This is a genomic window from uncultured Fibrella sp., from assembly GCF_964250085.1.
In the GTDB taxonomy this organism is placed as follows: domain Bacteria; phylum Bacteroidota; class Bacteroidia; order Cytophagales; family Spirosomataceae; genus Fibrella.
This window is the reverse complement of the sequence record NZ_CAXUEC010000006.1, coordinates 360,716-376,972: the sequence shown is the minus strand read 5'-3', so window position 1 is coordinate 376,972 and position 16,257 is coordinate 360,716. Positions and strand designations below refer to the sequence as shown.

Here is a 16,257-nt window from a genome sequence, read left to right as displayed (position 1 = left end):
CAACACGGTTGCATCAAACCGCTAGCGTGGCATCAGTCCTGCATCCGCAAGCGATGTGTAGTTGTGCGCTGTTATAATCAGATGATCGAGCACATTGATATCAAGCAGCTTGCCACCCTCAACCAGTTTGCGCGTCAATGTGAGATCAGCACCGCTGGCCTGTAAATTGCCGCTGGGATGATTGTGGGCCAGGATGATACCAATGGCTCGGGCTTTGAGGGCCGTTGCAAAGATGACTTTAGGATCGGCCAGACACGCCGCCATGCCTCCCGTTGCAATGTCAGAGATGGCCAGACAGTTGTTTTTCTGATCGAGCATCAGGATCTTGAACTGTTCGACCAGTTCCAGGCGGTTTTCATCCCAGTTGGCTCGTAAAACTTCATAGGCTGTCGCTGATTGTGTGATCTGGATACGGTCCTGATACGGTATTCGGTTGCGATAGATGATCTCGACTTCGTTGACCTTGAAGAGGTCATGCAAATGAAGTTGCGACATGAATTCTCCTTACAAGGTCAGGTTGCGTTGGTGCATGTGCCACGCATTGACATCCTTGTGCGGCGCATAGATTTTGTTCATCGGGGTATGCGTGAGATCGGTCTGCGTTTTGAAGAACTCATCAAGTGCAACGGTTGCCTTTTGACCGGCTGGATCGTTATCGAGCCAGGTATAAGCGGTGCGATAGCCGTAATTCTGAATATAGGGAATGGCCTGTTTGAGACAGGACAGTGAGTTGGTGACTATTGCATCGCCCTTGAACCCTTTGCCGTTCAGTTGTGCTATAGCGGATAGATAATCCATGAAGCCTTCAAAGAGATGGATACTATCTGGCTTGGGTTCTGAGCCTCGGATAAAGCTGATGGACTTCGTACCTAAAGAGCCCTTGAAAAACGGATTGCGCAATTCATAGCCACCCTCTTCATTCGCAAAGCCCAGCGCAAAAAAGCTTTTCTGAGTATTCTGGTTTCGGACGTGGATTTCTTTGAGATGCTTATGCGCTATCTCCAACGGAATACCGCGCTTCTCCAGATAATGGATCAGCCCAAGATGCTGAATGGATTTGCGGGATTTGAGCACAAGACTGGGTGCATCAGGCTGATCGGTCTCATAGACAGGTGGCTTGAACTGGTACGGTGCCACACCCATGTTATTAATCCATCGTAAGGCATCAGAGACGGTATGCGCTTCACGGCAGAACTTGAGATAGGCACAAACGAGATCGACGGGATCACCGCCGCGTCCATCGCCGTAATCATGCCAGCGGTTGGTTTTGAGATAGACCCAGAAGCTAGGCGTTTTTTCCAGACGCACAGGTGAGAGATAAAGCAGTCGGTGTGGCGTGGTTCGTTTGGGATGAATATCGAGCTGGCTTAAAATCTGGGCAATAGGTATCGTATTCGCATGGGCAATATCCATGACGACCTCCGTATGCAGAACTGAGAATGGGAAGTTAGAACGCGGTTGAAGCGGTAAGCAGATTACCGCGATAGACGCTGTTCGATAAAGGCGTCTAGATCAGATTGGCGGTAACGCACAGCACGGCCAATCTTGATAGGCTTGAGATCATAGCGTTTCGTGCAGTCCCAGACAGCGAGTGTGCCGGGTGACACACGGAGATAACGGGCAGCAGTTTTGCGGTCGAGCAGCGGTTCGTTATTGTTATTCTGTGTCATGGGTCCCTCCTCTGACGGATACGCTGAACATACGACTGTATGATAGGAATATATTCAGTGTATGCCCATAACACGGCAAATACAATAGGAATCTGATCCTGTTAATCACCAATAAACATTAGCGCAATCGTTCTTGACTAATCTCATCGACAACTATCTAAACCTTTAGCTGAAGCTGTAGCGCAGCTATATAAACAGAATCGAGATAATCAGCGTAAACCTGCATCATCTCTGTGCGCTGAGGAAGAAATTTAGCTCGATCATAAGCCCTGTCCGTACTGCTTTTGGGAACATGAGCCAATTGACGATCTGCCACCTCATGCGTGTAGTTGAGCTTCTCTTTCAGGATACCCAGTGCCAGAGTCCGAAAACCGTGTCCAGTCATTTGACGGGTATACCCCATTCGTTTGAGGGCCATCAAGATGGTGCCTTTACTCATGGGTTTAAGAGGTCTAGGCAAACTAGGAAAAACGTATTCACGATGACCATTAAGAACTTTCAGCTCAACAATGATTTCAACAGCCTGTCGAGATAACGGAACAAGATGCGGACTCCTCATTTTCATCCGTTCGGCTGGTATGGTCCACATGGCTTTATCAAGATCAATCTCGGTCCATCTGGCTTCTAACAGTTCGGAAGTACGCACGAATGTAAGAAACATCAAACGAATGGCTAGAAAGGTTTGCCTATACAAGCGCGATTTATGATGATGAATAGCGGCCAGCAGCTCCGGTAAGCAATCTATGTCGATCGAGGCAAAATGACTTTTCTTGTACTTTTTTAAAGCCGTCTCAAGGCCTATTGTTGGATCAGATTCCGAACGGCTCGTGACAATGGCATAGCGGCAAACATGACTAATGAGCTGTTTGATACGCCGCGCCATATCAGGAGCTGTGGTTTCGATCCGTTGCAGACAGGACAGTACAATGATCGGCTTTAAAGCATTGATGGGGTATGCACCCAGTTGATGAAACACATATTTTTCCAACCGGTGCAAAATGGTCTGTGCGTAACGAGCATCCCAGTTGTCTAATCCTTTGCTATGCCATTCCCGGGCAACTCTTTCAAAAGTCTGTGTCCCGTTAAATGCCGCTGTTTGCTTTTTCTCCAGCTTTCGCAGAATGGGATCAAATCCGTTCCGCAATTCCTCTTTGATACGTCCCTTCTCCAGTCGGGCATCAATAAGTTTAACTGCTGGGTACGCACCGAGAGCCATCCGTTTCTCTTTGCCATGTAAGCGGTATTTCAGTTTCCAGTAACGCCGACCGGATGGCAGAATCTCAAGGTAAAGCCCTTCACTGTCAGCAAGCTTGTATGGTTTCGCCTTGGGTTTGGCCGTGCGGCATTGCATGTCCGATAGAGTCATTGCAGACGATCCTTTCTCTGGTCAGTGATTGGAAAGTGGGGGACCAAGAATATGTCATACACAAAAAAGTCCCCCTTTAGTCCCCCAAACGTGATGAATGTGGGGTAACCGTGGACTAGCTCGGTATATGTTAGGATACGTCGAAACCCTTGAAAAACAGACGTTTTTGCAAGGTTATTAAGAACAAATAATAGATGATAAAGAGAGTTTTGGCTCCTCGAGCAGGCTTCCATCTGTGGCTCCTAAGCCGTTTATATTAATCGATTGCTGTGTTCATCAGGTTAGCTTTGGTCCCCCAAGTAGTCCCCTGCTTCGCTCGGCAGCATGGCTTTCGCTAATTGCAATCCTATCGCCGTTGGCGATCTAGAGCAAGCCCTTTCTCGGGGGCAGTTGCAACAATAATATGGCAACGCACCTAATGTGTAAAAGACGCAGTAATTTAAAGACAATCTAGAATCTCGTGATGTAATGTGTCTGACCGGAATATGCGCATTCGGCCTTCAGAAGATATTGACGCATTATTAGAAGCTCATAATTTGCTTATTGCCACTATGAATACGTCGAGCGTTTTCAATAGTCAATTGTACATTGACGGAGTAAATAACACGGTTGATGTCGGCACAACCTCACCATCAACAAAACTAGATGTAAACGTAGCCGTTAAAATCGGCACTGATAGTAGCACATGCAACGCTGCTGGCGGCAAAGTCCGCATTCTACATCAAAAGTCATGGGATATTGTAATGAAACGGCGTGGACAGCGATGTAACCAGAGATTAATCAACTACTATTTTAATATACTCAAAGTTCTTTCTCCTGCTCTCAAAATGTGAATTCATCAATTTAAGACCAACAGCCTTGCATTTATCTCTATTTTCATATCTATGAATAATTGTGCCAACAATATCTGCCACTCGAACTTCCCAACTTTTATCTGAATCTACAAAAGATATCTTGTTACGAAAGGCCTCTTTAACCCCGGTCTTTCCGTCTTCCATTTTTTGATGCACTTTCCAAATAGGGTGATCTTCATCCCTCCATAATCCAGTCACTACTGGTATATGATGTTTATTAGCATTACTTTGAAAATACTGCCTAAATAGTTCGTTATGTATCCTGGTTGTATTCGCAGCTTTAATGAAATCTTTATCAACTAAAAATCTTACTTTTTCTATATTTGATATATCCTCATTATCTAACACATATGTTATTTGTCCCCATCCTAAGGACTGTTCAAATGACAAGCTTAAAACTCGTTCAAGCCCAAGCAGTTTAAGGATATTATTATAATTTCTATTTTTATACCAAGATCTAATCTTTTTATAATCTGCTAATATGGGCGTGTCGCCCACCTTGGCAAATTCAATGATTTGGTTATCGATTTCACTAATCATATGATTTCTAATCTTATCTATGTCTTCTTTAGATACTTGATTAGGAATTAACTTTACTATTGCACAAAGTGTGAAAGGTCCTTTTAGTAATACCTCAGAGTAGAAATTTTCTAGCAGCTCTTCATTTAAGAGCTGACCTTTTACTTCGCCACTGCTGGTTTTACATTTTTGTGGTATTGTCTTTTCCCAATCTTCAAATATTTGTTTTTTCAGCGAATATTTATTTGCATTTTGGTCAATTAATACTGCAACAAAATAATTAAAATCAGTAGCCTTAAATGAAAAATCACCAACTTCGTCAATGCCGATTACCATGAATTTTGATATTTAATATTAATTATTCACTTCTCAAGCAAAAATTGGTTTGTCGATCTGCTCTTGCTAAGCATTTAGCCGCGCTGAGACTGTACATAGGGGTACAAACACTTCGATAAATATAAGCATAATTGGCATTCGTAACCCTTTTTGCAGCGGCTCATAGAGATTTATGGCATAATCCACTCGACCTGTGCTAAACGACTTCTAATGTTCCTTAATGTTGCTAAAATATGTTCCTCGTTCGGCAATGCCCCGAAAACCAGATTTTTGAAGCCTCCATTATAAGTGCTTCTCAGTTCTCTCCATACTGGCGCGACATCAGTAAAGATCAGTGCCTCACTTGGATGATATTGAAGCCAGTCATTATTGCTTTTAAAACTCACCTTGTCATCGGCGACCACTTTCCTCAGCATCAAGTCAAAGTCAATGGAGTTAAAGAATGCCGTTAGATCGTCCTGTTGCAGCAACTGATGCAGATCATAAACATGACGTATCTTCTTTTTTAGATCCTCCATTGGCGTTGGCGTATACGAAAACCGCACTAAGCTCATAATCTTTTCGCACAGCGTTCTGGTCGGGTCCAGGACCGCGACATCGAATGGCAACAATCCGTAATCTTCTGCCATGTTCTGTTGGCCACTTGCTAGCATCATATCATATACAAATGAAGTGATCCTGCCGGTTGTACACGGCTCGGCTGAGCCTAGCCAACTGACTTCCAAAATGATTAAATCCCTGACCTGCCCAAACTGGCCGTCGAATTGCCGTGTGTAGGAATGCGCCGTCTTACGGATCATGCCTTTTTTATTGGTCAGCCCGTCCTGCTCTATTTCTGGCATGACGTCAGTGACTGCCTGGGTTACCTGCTTTAAACGCTGCTTGAGCTGGTTGGCGGTATCATGGGGGCCTTGCAATACAACCAGGTCAATATCTTCCGAAAAGCGTTGGATAAACGAAAAACACTTGGCCAAAGCCGTTCCACCTTTAAAGACGGTAAGATTTGCGACAGGGCTTGTAAAGATTCGATGCAGCGCAAAGGTGACCCAATAGTCTTTTTCGACATAGATCTCGGGTAAGTTCAGACGCTGAGCCGTGATACTAATTGCGTCTTTGAACAAGGCTGTGTCTTCGTGCAATCTCATCGAATATTCCAGTTAGCAGCAGTTGGTAAACGGCTTGGGTCTAGACCGAAATCAAAGTGCGTTAATGGATTGAGTGAATCCCGAAGGATCGTCAGGCGATTGGAGTTTTTCAAACTCTCCAAAAGCGCTCCTAATAATGCTCGGACACGTGGAGGATAGCATAGCGCATAATCAATCAGCGACTGCACTTGTTGATTCGTAAGCCTCTCGATCCGCTTCTGAAAAATGGCAATAGCCTGATTAACATCAACGTCCGGAATCCGTTTTAAATCCTTCATGGCATCTAGAAATCCCAGCATCTGGTAGTTTTCCTCAGTGACATCAACATAACTTTTGACTGGCGTCGCTTTTAAGGCTCCGGTATTGATGGAGATGCGTTTGTCCCGACTGGCAATTTGTATAGTAGCTGGCACCTGCGTCGTTAAACCCAATTGGTTGTAAAGCGTACCACCGGTGATATAGGCGATGCGTTTGCCATGTTGATACAAATAAGGCTTCAGGATCTGTTGCTCATCGGGCTTCTTCTCACCAAACGGTGTTTGTTTAGGCTTGTAGAATTTGCCTTTGGAGAGTTTCTGGATTAGCCCCTTTTTTTGCAGCCGTTCCAAAGCTTTGGCGGCAGACAAGAAGTCCTGCCGTGGGATATTTAGGTCGGCGTAGCCGAAACTGATCGCTTCGGGGATTTTTTCTATTTGACGGGTGATGGTTTCAGAAACTGTCATGATCTGTCAAAGCTACAGCAAAACATACTAGATGTCAAGTTTTTTACTCATTAAACTTGACATTTGACACAGTAATCAACAGTGTTTCATACCAAAAACCATTAGAAAGTTATGTGAGCGGGTAATTAAGAAGTGGCTTTGCTTCTTCCCAACTGAGTGATGACCATTCTGGAAGCCAGCCTCGATGATCACCGCCAAGTGACCGAAGTGTGTACATACAAGCAGCTACCATATAGTTGTAATCATCATACCAACATATGACAAAGTAACTACTTCCTTCACAGTACACATCACACATATCAGCTTCATCCAAAGGATTAGTGATTTCTACGTCATTTGGATCTGTTTCTTTAATAATCAATTGGTCAAATCCAACAGCCGTTCTTAGTTTCTCAAGCACTACACCTATGGTAGGCGTTTCTCCAATAAAACGCGTTTCAAGTTTCGTGAACATAGCGAAGAACAAGTTGTCAATAAATCCAGTGCGGTGATCACATATCGGTTGATTACTCTTCTTTGCGTATACGCATAGTCTTCTCAAAGCTACCAGCTAGAATCTCGTTTATACTCTTTCCAGCTTTTTGATGACCATTTGGGCAAATGAAGATCATATTTTCCTCCTAACTTAGTTAGAGTGTATATGGCTGCACATAGTAGATAATTCATGTCGCCATAAAACGCCATGATTATATATTCATTGGTGTATACAGGTGGAAGTATGTTAACAGTATCGGAGTCATCGAAAGGGTTGAAGATTTCTTTTGTTTTGGAATCGATGTTGAGTTCAAGTCCTGTTAGAAGTTGAAGTTCATCAACCACTTTTTCGTAAGAGGGGATGCTCTCTGTGAAAGAAACTTTATATTCAGTGTACATAAGTAAGACGTTGTGGGTCAGCGAGTAATCAACTGTGTTAAAAAATCCTTCATATTTCATCGGATTGGAGGTTGAGGAAATAACGAGGTACACGTTGCCAGTAAATCCGGCACTGTACCCACACATCCTGTATAATGGAGAGTACTTGACCTACTTTTTATCTGTCAGCGTATTCAATGTATATTCCTGTATTTTATACGGCAGACAAAGCGATATGATAATTTCTTTTTGTGTGTGCTCATCATAAGAATGCCAATTATCAATCGTTGCTATGTGTTTAGTGACGGCTTCTAAGTAATGAGGAAAATCTTCAATAGATCCATAATCAGCATTATGCCGAATCCCTTTTTGATCATAGTACTCATGCAAAGCTTCATTAATGTTTTGTAGTAGTTCGCCAGTTATGGGACTGGCTGCTAAATGGCGAGCTTCAACATCGTCAGTAGCAAATTTTACAAACATTAATGCCTTCTGTAAAACTAAAAGCTGGTTCATCTGTGAAATTTTCATTTCTGAGGGATTAGATTCGGGCCACCATAAATAATCTTAGGGAGCTTTAAAGTTCCAAATGAATAAACAAGTTCAAGAGGTTGTGATGGATCATTTCTGAGCCTTGATACTTGGTCAGAACGAAGCTCAAAAACAACCATAAAATTGCCTCGTCCTTTGTGGGTCGGTTGACTCAAAAAGATATTTTGAAATACGTCAACAGGGGCCATCGCTTCCTGAGTGATATAAACATTCCCCTTTCTATCAGGAAGTATTTTACCGCTAGCCATTATACCGGCAAGACCAGCTTCATTCGTATAGTGGTAAAAGGTAAAGGGGTCAGGTTCATCCGGTTTCTGAGTGGTAGATTCATCACCATGCAACACAACACCACTTGCCAAAACAGCAAGCCCTGCACCAATACCTATTGCCGCAAAGCGGCCCAAGGTGGCAATGCCTTCCAGAGTAGCCTCGGTAACCACCTCTACGGCAGTACCTACCTTGCTCAGTGTGCTGGTGCCCACTAAGATAGCACCCGCCCCGGCCTCCGCCTGTTTAGTTTGGGATTGATTCGCCTGTTTTTGTTTTGTTCCATGCTGCTGAGGAATCGCCTTTTTGTTCTTGTCGCCTGGCCCATCTTGGGCTAGTGCCGAATAGGCTCCTACCCCCTGCTGTTCCACCCGCTCGCTCAAGGCGTCGGCTTCCTTAGCCCACTTGCGATACTCCTCATCCGAAAGCATGCCCGTGGGGTCCGTGTTGCGCACCGGATTGCTGCCAACGTACCCGAAGGGCGATTGACTATACGTAGCTTCGGCCATCGGATCGATCACGCCCCATCGCCCTTCGGTGGCCCCATAGAAACGGGCACCGTAATCGTAGAGGCCGGTTTCAGCCTGCTCTTCCTTGCCGTTGTATTTGTATTTATCAGACGTACTACTTGGCAACGTACCCAGCCCCTGCAACTGCCAGCCCCAAGGATCATAATCCTGACTCTGCACCACCTGTGCTTTGCCGTTCGTCCCAGCAATAAAACTCACCCGCAGATTACCCAGGTGGTCTGTCAGGCTCCACTGATATTGATAGTCTGTTCCTTGCGGGATAATCCGCCCTTCGGCGTGGGCAATCTGGTACAGTACCCCATTCTGATAGACGTGGTTGCCAATGTAGTCGGTGGTCGTGGTCGTACCGTTCGCCACGACGGTCTTTTTCAGTTTGCGGCCCGTGGCACTGTACTGGTAGCTGACCACCGTGCCGTTACTGAGCGTAAAGCCAGTAGGCAACTTAAGATAGTTATAGGTAATGGCTGTAATACCTTTGTTGAGGTCTTTGCTCTGGCTACCATCGGCATTATAGGCGTAATCGTCCCCCGTTTTGTTGCCATCCACAAACGCCGCCGTACCCGATACCGCATCGGTGATGCTGAGCAACTTGTTACTGTTGGCCAGATAGCTATAGCTGAGCTGATCGCGGCCCGTCCGGTTCAGCGTCAGCAGGTTGCCGTTGGCATCGTAGCTCATGCCGTCAGTGGTGTAGTTTTCACCCGATGTTCCGCCGCCGTAGATGGCTCCTGTCAGCCGGTCTACACCGTCGTAGCTGTAGGTATAGCTACGCGCCAGGCTGTCGGTGGGCAATTTGGCCCGCCAGCTCTGGCTACGGATATTGCCATTGTAGTAGGTGCCATCGTCTTCGTAGCCCAATTTCATCGCAAAAAGCTTACCCGGCTGAAGGTTCCCAGATTGATCCGTGTTGATACCTCGCAAGCCACCACGAATATGGTAACTATAATCGACCACCTGCAAAACGATACCTGTGCCACTCCCACCGCCTGACTGCCCATTGAGCCGAATGCGGGCGTTGTTATTGATTTTTACTGTCCCCTGCGCAAAGAGCTGCCCTGCCTCCACATTGCCCGGCACGGTCACCATATGACCCGGCGCAATCGTCACGCCTTCCGCCGTGCCAGGGACGTTGCCACTTTGCCAGGTGCTGCCCGTCGACCACGGCCCGCTTTGCTGGCTGGTGGCCGACCCACTGCCGGCCGCGCCGCTCAATCGCTTGCTACGAAGACGTCCAATGGCGTCATACTCATACGAGGAGAGCCGCTGAACGGGTTTACTGTCGATCTGATGGTCGATAGCCGTTTTGCGCCCCATGTGGTCATACTGATGGGTAGTCAGCTCCAGCTTTCCCTGCTGCACACTACGTACCTGCAAAATCTCACCATTGAAGCGGTAGCGGGTCTCCAGCCGGTCAATGGTTCCATTCACATTTTGCCCAAACGTCTGGATAGGGCGGCTTTTGGCGTCGTAATACACCACGTTCTTGTACCACGCTCCCGTGTTCAGGTTGCGCTCGAAACTGCCCGTGACCAATCCGGTGACGTTACCCAGTTGAGGCTGCGAAAAAGCGTTACCAGCCTGAAAGTTGTAGCTGGCATCGGTTTGCCAGCTATAGGTATCGTAAAGCGAAGCAAGCTTTATATCGAGAAGCGGCCGGTAGTCGGCATAAAAGCTTTGGTTAGAGTAATACAGATCCGTCGCGTTAGCTGATTGGTATTCTTCATAAGGCACTGCAACCCCATCGAACTGGGCTTGCAGTGTGGCCCGGTCGGGGTTCCCTTTGCTGGCCAGTGGCAGCAGGCCAGTCCGCACGATGCGTCCCAAGGCATCATACTGGGTGAATCTCCAGGTGGAGCCGTCTTTCTCATCGCGTACTAGTACCGGTCGGTAGCGTTTATCATAGACTGTCTGCTGCCAGCCTGCCCCCGGCACATGCTTCTCGACTTGTTGCCCTTTGTCATCATACCGATAGGCATAGATGCCTTCCAACAAGAGCGCGTCTGTATCATTGATCGTAACCGGAGCGTAGACAGCGTTGGCCCCACTGAGGCCAGCCTGTTGAGCAGCGGCCATTTTCAGCGGCCCCGCCCTACTCTCAAACGTTAATTCCCCTTTGGCATTCAGCGAAGCAGCCAATGTCGAGAGTTGCGCCTTGGCTTTGGGTGGTAACACATAGCGCAATTGCCCTAGCTCATCATAGACGTAGTCAGTGACTAGGAAACTGTTCAGATTACCGGCTTCGGCCTGATCGCCCCGGCTGACCATCCGCCCGGCTTTATCCCGGAAGATGATCCGGTATAGCCCCTGCTCGGTTAGCATTTGTTCAGCAGATAAGGATCCATCCGGGTAGGTATTGGAGGTACTCAATCCACCACTGACCACCGTATACAGGGTCACTTCGTTGCCACCAATGGCATGCCGTGATTCAATAAATTTGTCAGCATTGGCGTTCCGAAACGCCTGGCCAGGGCCATATTGTTTCAGGGGGCGGCCCAGTGGGGTATTCTCAAAAATAGTTTCACCGAAGGGGCGACTGTCGCCGTAAAACGTCGCAGCCTGCATATCGGCATCAGACCGATACAGGCCGCTGGCAACTCCATTACTCCCTGTAGGGAGAATCTGCTTACTGGCCCGGCCGTAGGCATCATATACCGACGTCTCTCCCAGCGCATCGGCCAGATCTGGCGCAGCCTGCCAGCCCACAGTTTGCAGTGGTCGGCCCAGTCCATCGAGATAGCCAATAGCCGTTTGAGTCTGGGTCGGGGCTGTGCCTAGTGTGGTTTGCGCTTCACGGGCAATCTGGCTGACCACATAGGGCAAAGCTGTCGAGGGGCTGGCCCCGATACCAGCGGGTGTGGGCTGGCCAGGAAGGTGATAGGCATACTGTGCCAACACGTTGCCATCCTGATCCCGGCTGCGCAACAGCCGCCCGAACCCATCGTAATCATAACTGGATACGTACCCCGTTAGCGCCGTCGTGCTTGAGAGGCCCAGCAGCGGCGCATAATCGTAACTTACTGAACGAGCTAATACAGTCCCCGTGGTCCCGCCACCCACCGTATACACGCGGGGCTTGTCGGCTTTGCCCCCAGCGGTAAAGTAGCTGATCTGGGTGGTCTGTCCACCGGGGTCACGGTAACTGGTCAGATTCGCTCGGCCATCATAGGTCAACAGTTCGATCCCATTTTGTAACGGCCCAACGCCGATCCGGTAATCAATGCGCGTGGGCAAATAGTAGATCACCGTCGCGGGTCCCGTGAAGGAGCCGTAGCTGGTCTGCTCAAACCGGATGGGCGTTACATTGCTCCCTCCTGACGCAGTCCGTTCTACCAAACTCACCTGTTTCTCAATGACGGGCCGAAGTTGGTTCAGGTTCGTCATCGCCGATAGCGTCGTATTGGCGGGAAAATCGTAAGGGTACTTCAGCGTCGTCTCGATCACTCGGCTGGGTGGTGCGCCTGGCAAACTGGTGAGCGAAACCGCCTTCGACTCCGATTGTGTCATCCGCGTGGGTTGCAGATAGGTGGCGTTGGCATACGTATAGGAGGTGGTATTGCTAAGTGCAGCTCCGCCGTAATAGCGGGTTTCGGTTTCAGCGATCTTTTGCAGCCAGCCTGAATAGGTAAAGTAGCCTTTATTGTTCTGGAAGCCCTGCCCGTTCGCCGTCAGATTCATGAACACCTCCCAGAAGTAGGCTCTCGCCCGGTGCCTCTCCACCAGCGCGTAGGAATAACTGGTTTGGGCCACCAGCGTACCGCCGCTATAATGGCGCACGGACAGAGGCATTGACCGGGCCAATCCTACATCCCCCGTTGGGCCCACGCGCCGATTGAGCAGTCCGTAGGCATAACCCAGACTGTCAGCATAGTCTTTGTGGCCCGTAAAACGGTGCTCACTCACCTGGTCGCTGCCCGTCTGAACCCGCACATTAGTGTAGTAGACCGGGTTACGGGCCATCTGATAAAACGGGTCGGATCTGTAGATCGTGTACGTCGTGTTGCAGTTGCCTTGGCCGAAACCGCAGTTATACTCCAGAGGCAAACTCAGCACGTAAGCGGCCTGATTGCTCAACTCAGCCACCACCCCACTGCTCAGGGTCGGATTATCGAGCTTGGTATAGCTGTATTGCCGGACAATGGGCTGGCCTCCCCAGACGGGTAAATCAGTGGCGGTCTTGAGCCTCAACCCTCCGTGAGGCTGGCGACCGATGAGGCCCCTGGACTCCCCCCGGCTATTGTAGGTTAGTGAATCAGCCCTGAGAAAGCTAAACTCGTTGGGTTCATAGTCGAAGCTTGTACTGCCACCCGTGGGGTAGCGAATGCGTGACAGAGCCCCCAGCCGGGTAGATGTGAGGTCTGGGTTTCGATTGGCTCCCAATTGCGGAATCAGCGTCGTGTTGGTGGTCTGTCCGTTGAAGTAATTCCAGTGGTCAAGGCCAAAGGTGGTGCCATCCACCGAGGCGGGCCGTTTGGCCCAGTAGTCAAAGCGGTAAAGCGAATCGGTCCGACTACCCGCTTGTTGCACTACCGAAGTCAATAAGGCGGTGCGGTCGTAATCACCATAACCAAAGTGAATGGATCGCCGCAAAGTTGAGTCGGTCGAACTGGTTTTAGCCCATACGGATAGCCGCCGCACCAGGCGCATCGAGAGGCTGTCTATCGTGGCGATGGCCAGTGTCCAGTTGATGGCCCGAATGTGAGTCAGGTGGTTTTCGGCATGTTCACCAGTGGTGATTGACTCTTCATACTGCACATCGCCCACGGTGCCGGTAGGGACCAGCCGGGCTGACCGGCGGGACTGAGTAAAGCGCGGGTTAATCACGCCAAACGTGTTCGGAATGCAGTGGTTAGAATAGGTGAAGTTAATTTGCCCTGCCTGCGGGGAGACAATCCGGGTCAAGTGCCAGGCATTGATAAGCCAGTCAGAGCCATTGTAGACTAATTCAATATTGGTCAGTGGCCGCTGGAAGCAGCTGGCCATACCAAAGTAGTACACGGTACCGTCTTCAGCCGTAATCTGAAAACCCATGATATTATCTTCGAGCATTCCATTGATGGGCGAAGACGTGTGGCACAGGGTCCATTCGATCTTCAGTTTGTGGTCCGAAACGATGTGAAACTGGCCGTCTTCACCAATGAAAAATTGCCCGCTGAGCGGACCCGCCTGAAACGAGAACAGATCAGGTTGCCCGTCTAAAGTACCAATGAGAAAGCCTGGGGGACAGCTGGAACAAATGACGCGCCCGTTGTTATTGAGCAGAGCACCGATTTGGGTACGGCTATAATAATAACCCTGCTGGCCGCCCTGCCCCTGGTTTTTTTCGTCTTCAAAACCCCGGATAACCCGCGTGATGGTCCCACCACCGACTAAAGTCCAGCCATGCCCTAAAGGGCCGGCTTCAGCAGAGGGAATAAAACCAGGATAATTATAGGCCATACCGACCGTCCAGTTTATATCCTTGTCAGTATCGGTGAACAGCGTAAGGTTTGGGTTGGGTAAGCCGTTGCTCAGGTTTACGGGTAAGTCACCATACCGACCCATTGTCGCCGCATTAGGTGAAGGCGGAACGATAGACGGAGCATAGGCTCCGGTTACAGCCGCCGTTTTTAACGTATCTTTTTTTTCCTGAGCCCTGCCGGTTAGAAAAAGAACTATACCAAGCGATGTACAAAGTAATCGTTGCGTAAAAGTGCGCATCCAGATAGAGATTGATGTGGCTTAATCTAATGCAGAGCGACGGTTAGCATTGGATTTAGCCGCCATAAAGTAAGTATTTGTACGAAAATCAATACAAATAAATAATGTTACTCGACAAAAAGAATGGCTTACCGAATTATTTTTACTCCGCTAATAATGACCTCCTCACCTAGCTACTTATTCTAGATCTGTTATGCTGATGTAGGGCTAATTAATTGGTATTAGATCTATGGACAGACTAGTTGTTAGTACGGGTAAACTTATCCTTCCAGTAATGGGCCTCCATCTCGGCTTTCTCTTTTTCGGCGGTCAGCTTCGCGATGACCAGTTCCGATTTCTCTAACTGCTGGCGCAGGTCTTTTTCTGAATAAACGATGTTGCCTGATCCCACGACGTGGTTGTTCGTACAGTTATTGAAGATGTTGGCGATCTGCTCGCCGTGCGACAACAGACCAATGAGGTCCATACCAAATACTTTGGCGATCTGCTCCAGCCGCGAATGACTGATATCGGTCTTGCTCCGTTCGATGTTGCTGTAAGCAATCGAGGAGATGCCGATCAGATCGGCCATCGTTTCTTGCGAATACCCCTTGATGTTACGAATACTCCTGATCTTCTCGCCAATAGACATGAAACTTTATATTTTATAAGTCAGACTTAGGATTCTTAAAGTCAAAGTTATAATAATTGGCTATATATCGTACTTATTTCACATACAAAATTCATTAGCTGTAAGCGTGACACCCCAAGCAATGCTAAAGGTCAATGCTCCGTTATACACAGCTCTGATACGAAGCTAAGGAAGTTCAGGCAAATCGACTCGGACATGCTGAAATGGTAGATCTTATATTGGTTAGAGACGGGGAAGCACAGAAATTAACACACAAAAGCAAAGTGTTAATTTACTAATATTAAACCACTATGAATCAGCAAGTTAATTCAAATTTGGTAAGGGTCTGTCAAGCCTTGAGAAAGCCTTTGAAAACAAAGCTCTTTTTTGCTATACTCAAGCCGTCCACAGGGGAGGATATCATGTCACAAACGGCTCAGCCTATCGTAACTGCTTTTAATGCATTTAAAGACACAATTGAAACGCGTACACAGGGTGTAACAAGTGGCTTTAATCGATTGGCGCTAGGAATAAGTGTTTTAGCATTAAGTTTTAGTGGCTGCAAAACGGAGACGCCTGAACCGGTTAATCCGCCTGTTGAGCCTCCAATTACTGTCGTTCAAAATGGTTTCTTAGATCTGCCTGCTTATGCTGGTACAATTAATCTTCAAAAAGTCCATTATAGTGCAACTGAACCAGATGTTTACGCTACTTATATAAACGTAAAAACAGATGCAAGCGATAATAACAAACGTGTCTGGGTAAACGGAGGCAGTTCAAATAACGAGTATGATATCACTAATCGTTTGACAGCTTGTAATATTGATACCAAAAATATGGAACGCAATCCTGAAACAGGTTTTGCGAGTGCTATTGATAAAACTAAGCCAATGCTTGTTGTATTACCTCTTTCAACTGAAATCTTGTTCCCCACTCAAGATACAAAAAAAATGAACGTTTTAGCAATCCGTTTATTTGAAACAGAAGGCAGTAGTGTAACATGTAGCGTGACGGGAAAAGATACTTATGCGATGGCTCGTGAACAAGCTGATAGCTTTGCGCCACAAACTAAACGCATTGTCAATATAAATTTTTTAATTCCTGATAAGCAAATGACACTAGCAAAATAATATAAAA

General features: G+C 47.6%; 13 protein-coding genes. 1 reads left to right on the top strand and 12 read right to left on the bottom strand.

From position 1 onward, the window contains the following. Positions 1–21: 21 nt before the first annotated feature. The 12 genes from ACFE8Q_RS20010 to ACFE8Q_RS19955 form a co-directional block, all read right to left on the bottom strand. Positions 22–495: a JAB domain-containing protein gene (locus ACFE8Q_RS20010; RefSeq protein WP_375447209.1), complete on the bottom strand. Its 474-nt coding sequence runs from the start codon at positions 493–495 to the stop codon at positions 22–24. Positions 496–504: 9 nt separating this feature from the next. Beyond that, entirely contained in the window at positions 505–1,413 is a 909-nt protein-coding gene (locus ACFE8Q_RS20005) for a toprim domain-containing protein (RefSeq protein ID WP_375447208.1), read from the bottom strand. 62 nt (positions 1,414–1,475) lie between these two features. After that, positions 1,476–1,670: a helix-turn-helix domain-containing protein gene (locus tag ACFE8Q_RS20000; RefSeq protein WP_375447207.1), complete on the bottom strand. Its 195-nt coding sequence runs from the start codon at positions 1,668–1,670 to the stop codon at positions 1,476–1,478. Positions 1,671–1,827: 157 nt separating this feature from the next. Then, positions 1,828–3,036 (bottom strand): tyrosine-type recombinase/integrase, encoded by a 1,209-nt coding sequence (locus ACFE8Q_RS19995; RefSeq protein WP_375447206.1) that lies wholly within the window; start codon positions 3,034–3,036, stop codon positions 1,828–1,830. Between the two features lie 776 nt (positions 3,037–3,812). After that, positions 3,813–4,745, bottom strand: coding sequence for a DUF3800 domain-containing protein (locus tag ACFE8Q_RS19990; protein WP_375447205.1), 933 nt, complete (start codon positions 4,743–4,745; stop codon positions 3,813–3,815). 170 nt (positions 4,746–4,915) lie between these two features. Further along, positions 4,916–5,890 carry a nucleotidyl transferase AbiEii/AbiGii toxin family protein gene (locus ACFE8Q_RS19985; RefSeq protein WP_375447204.1) on the bottom strand — a complete coding sequence of 325 codons (975 nt, stop codon included), beginning with the start codon at positions 5,888–5,890 and terminating at the stop codon, positions 4,916–4,918. Beyond that, positions 5,887–6,612: a DUF6088 family protein gene (locus tag ACFE8Q_RS19980; protein WP_375447203.1), complete on the bottom strand. Its 726-nt coding sequence runs from the start codon at positions 6,610–6,612 to the stop codon at positions 5,887–5,889. The genes ACFE8Q_RS19985 and ACFE8Q_RS19980 overlap by 4 nt, the downstream gene beginning before the upstream one ends. 109 nt (positions 6,613–6,721) lie before the next feature. Continuing rightward, positions 6,722–7,066: a hypothetical protein gene (locus tag ACFE8Q_RS19975; RefSeq protein WP_375447202.1), complete on the bottom strand. Its 345-nt coding sequence runs from the start codon at positions 7,064–7,066 to the stop codon at positions 6,722–6,724. Positions 7,067–7,155: 89 nt separating this feature from the next. After that, entirely contained in the window at positions 7,156–7,545 is a 390-nt protein-coding gene (locus ACFE8Q_RS19970) for a hypothetical protein (RefSeq protein ID WP_375447201.1), read from the bottom strand. 90 nt (positions 7,546–7,635) lie between these two features. Further along, a complete protein-coding gene (locus ACFE8Q_RS19965) occupies positions 7,636–7,995 on the bottom strand; it encodes a hypothetical protein (RefSeq protein ID WP_375447200.1) in 360 nt (119 codons plus the stop codon). Then, positions 7,992–14,510, bottom strand: a complete 6,519-nt coding sequence (locus ACFE8Q_RS19960; protein WP_375447199.1) for a DUF6443 domain-containing protein — start codon at positions 14,508–14,510, stop codon at positions 7,992–7,994. The genes ACFE8Q_RS19965 and ACFE8Q_RS19960 overlap by 4 nt, the downstream gene beginning before the upstream one ends. Positions 14,511–14,748: 238 nt before the next feature. Further along, positions 14,749–15,141 (bottom strand): helix-turn-helix domain-containing protein, encoded by a 393-nt coding sequence (locus ACFE8Q_RS19955; RefSeq protein ID WP_375447198.1) that lies wholly within the window; start codon positions 15,139–15,141, stop codon positions 14,749–14,751. A gap of 290 nt (positions 15,142–15,431) precedes the next feature. Here ACFE8Q_RS19955 and ACFE8Q_RS19950 point away from each other — a divergent pair, with 290 nt between their 5' ends. Next, positions 15,432–16,250, top strand: coding sequence for a hypothetical protein (locus ACFE8Q_RS19950; RefSeq protein WP_375447197.1), 819 nt, complete (start codon positions 15,432–15,434; stop codon positions 16,248–16,250). The last annotated feature ends 7 nt before the right edge of the window (positions 16,251–16,257 follow it).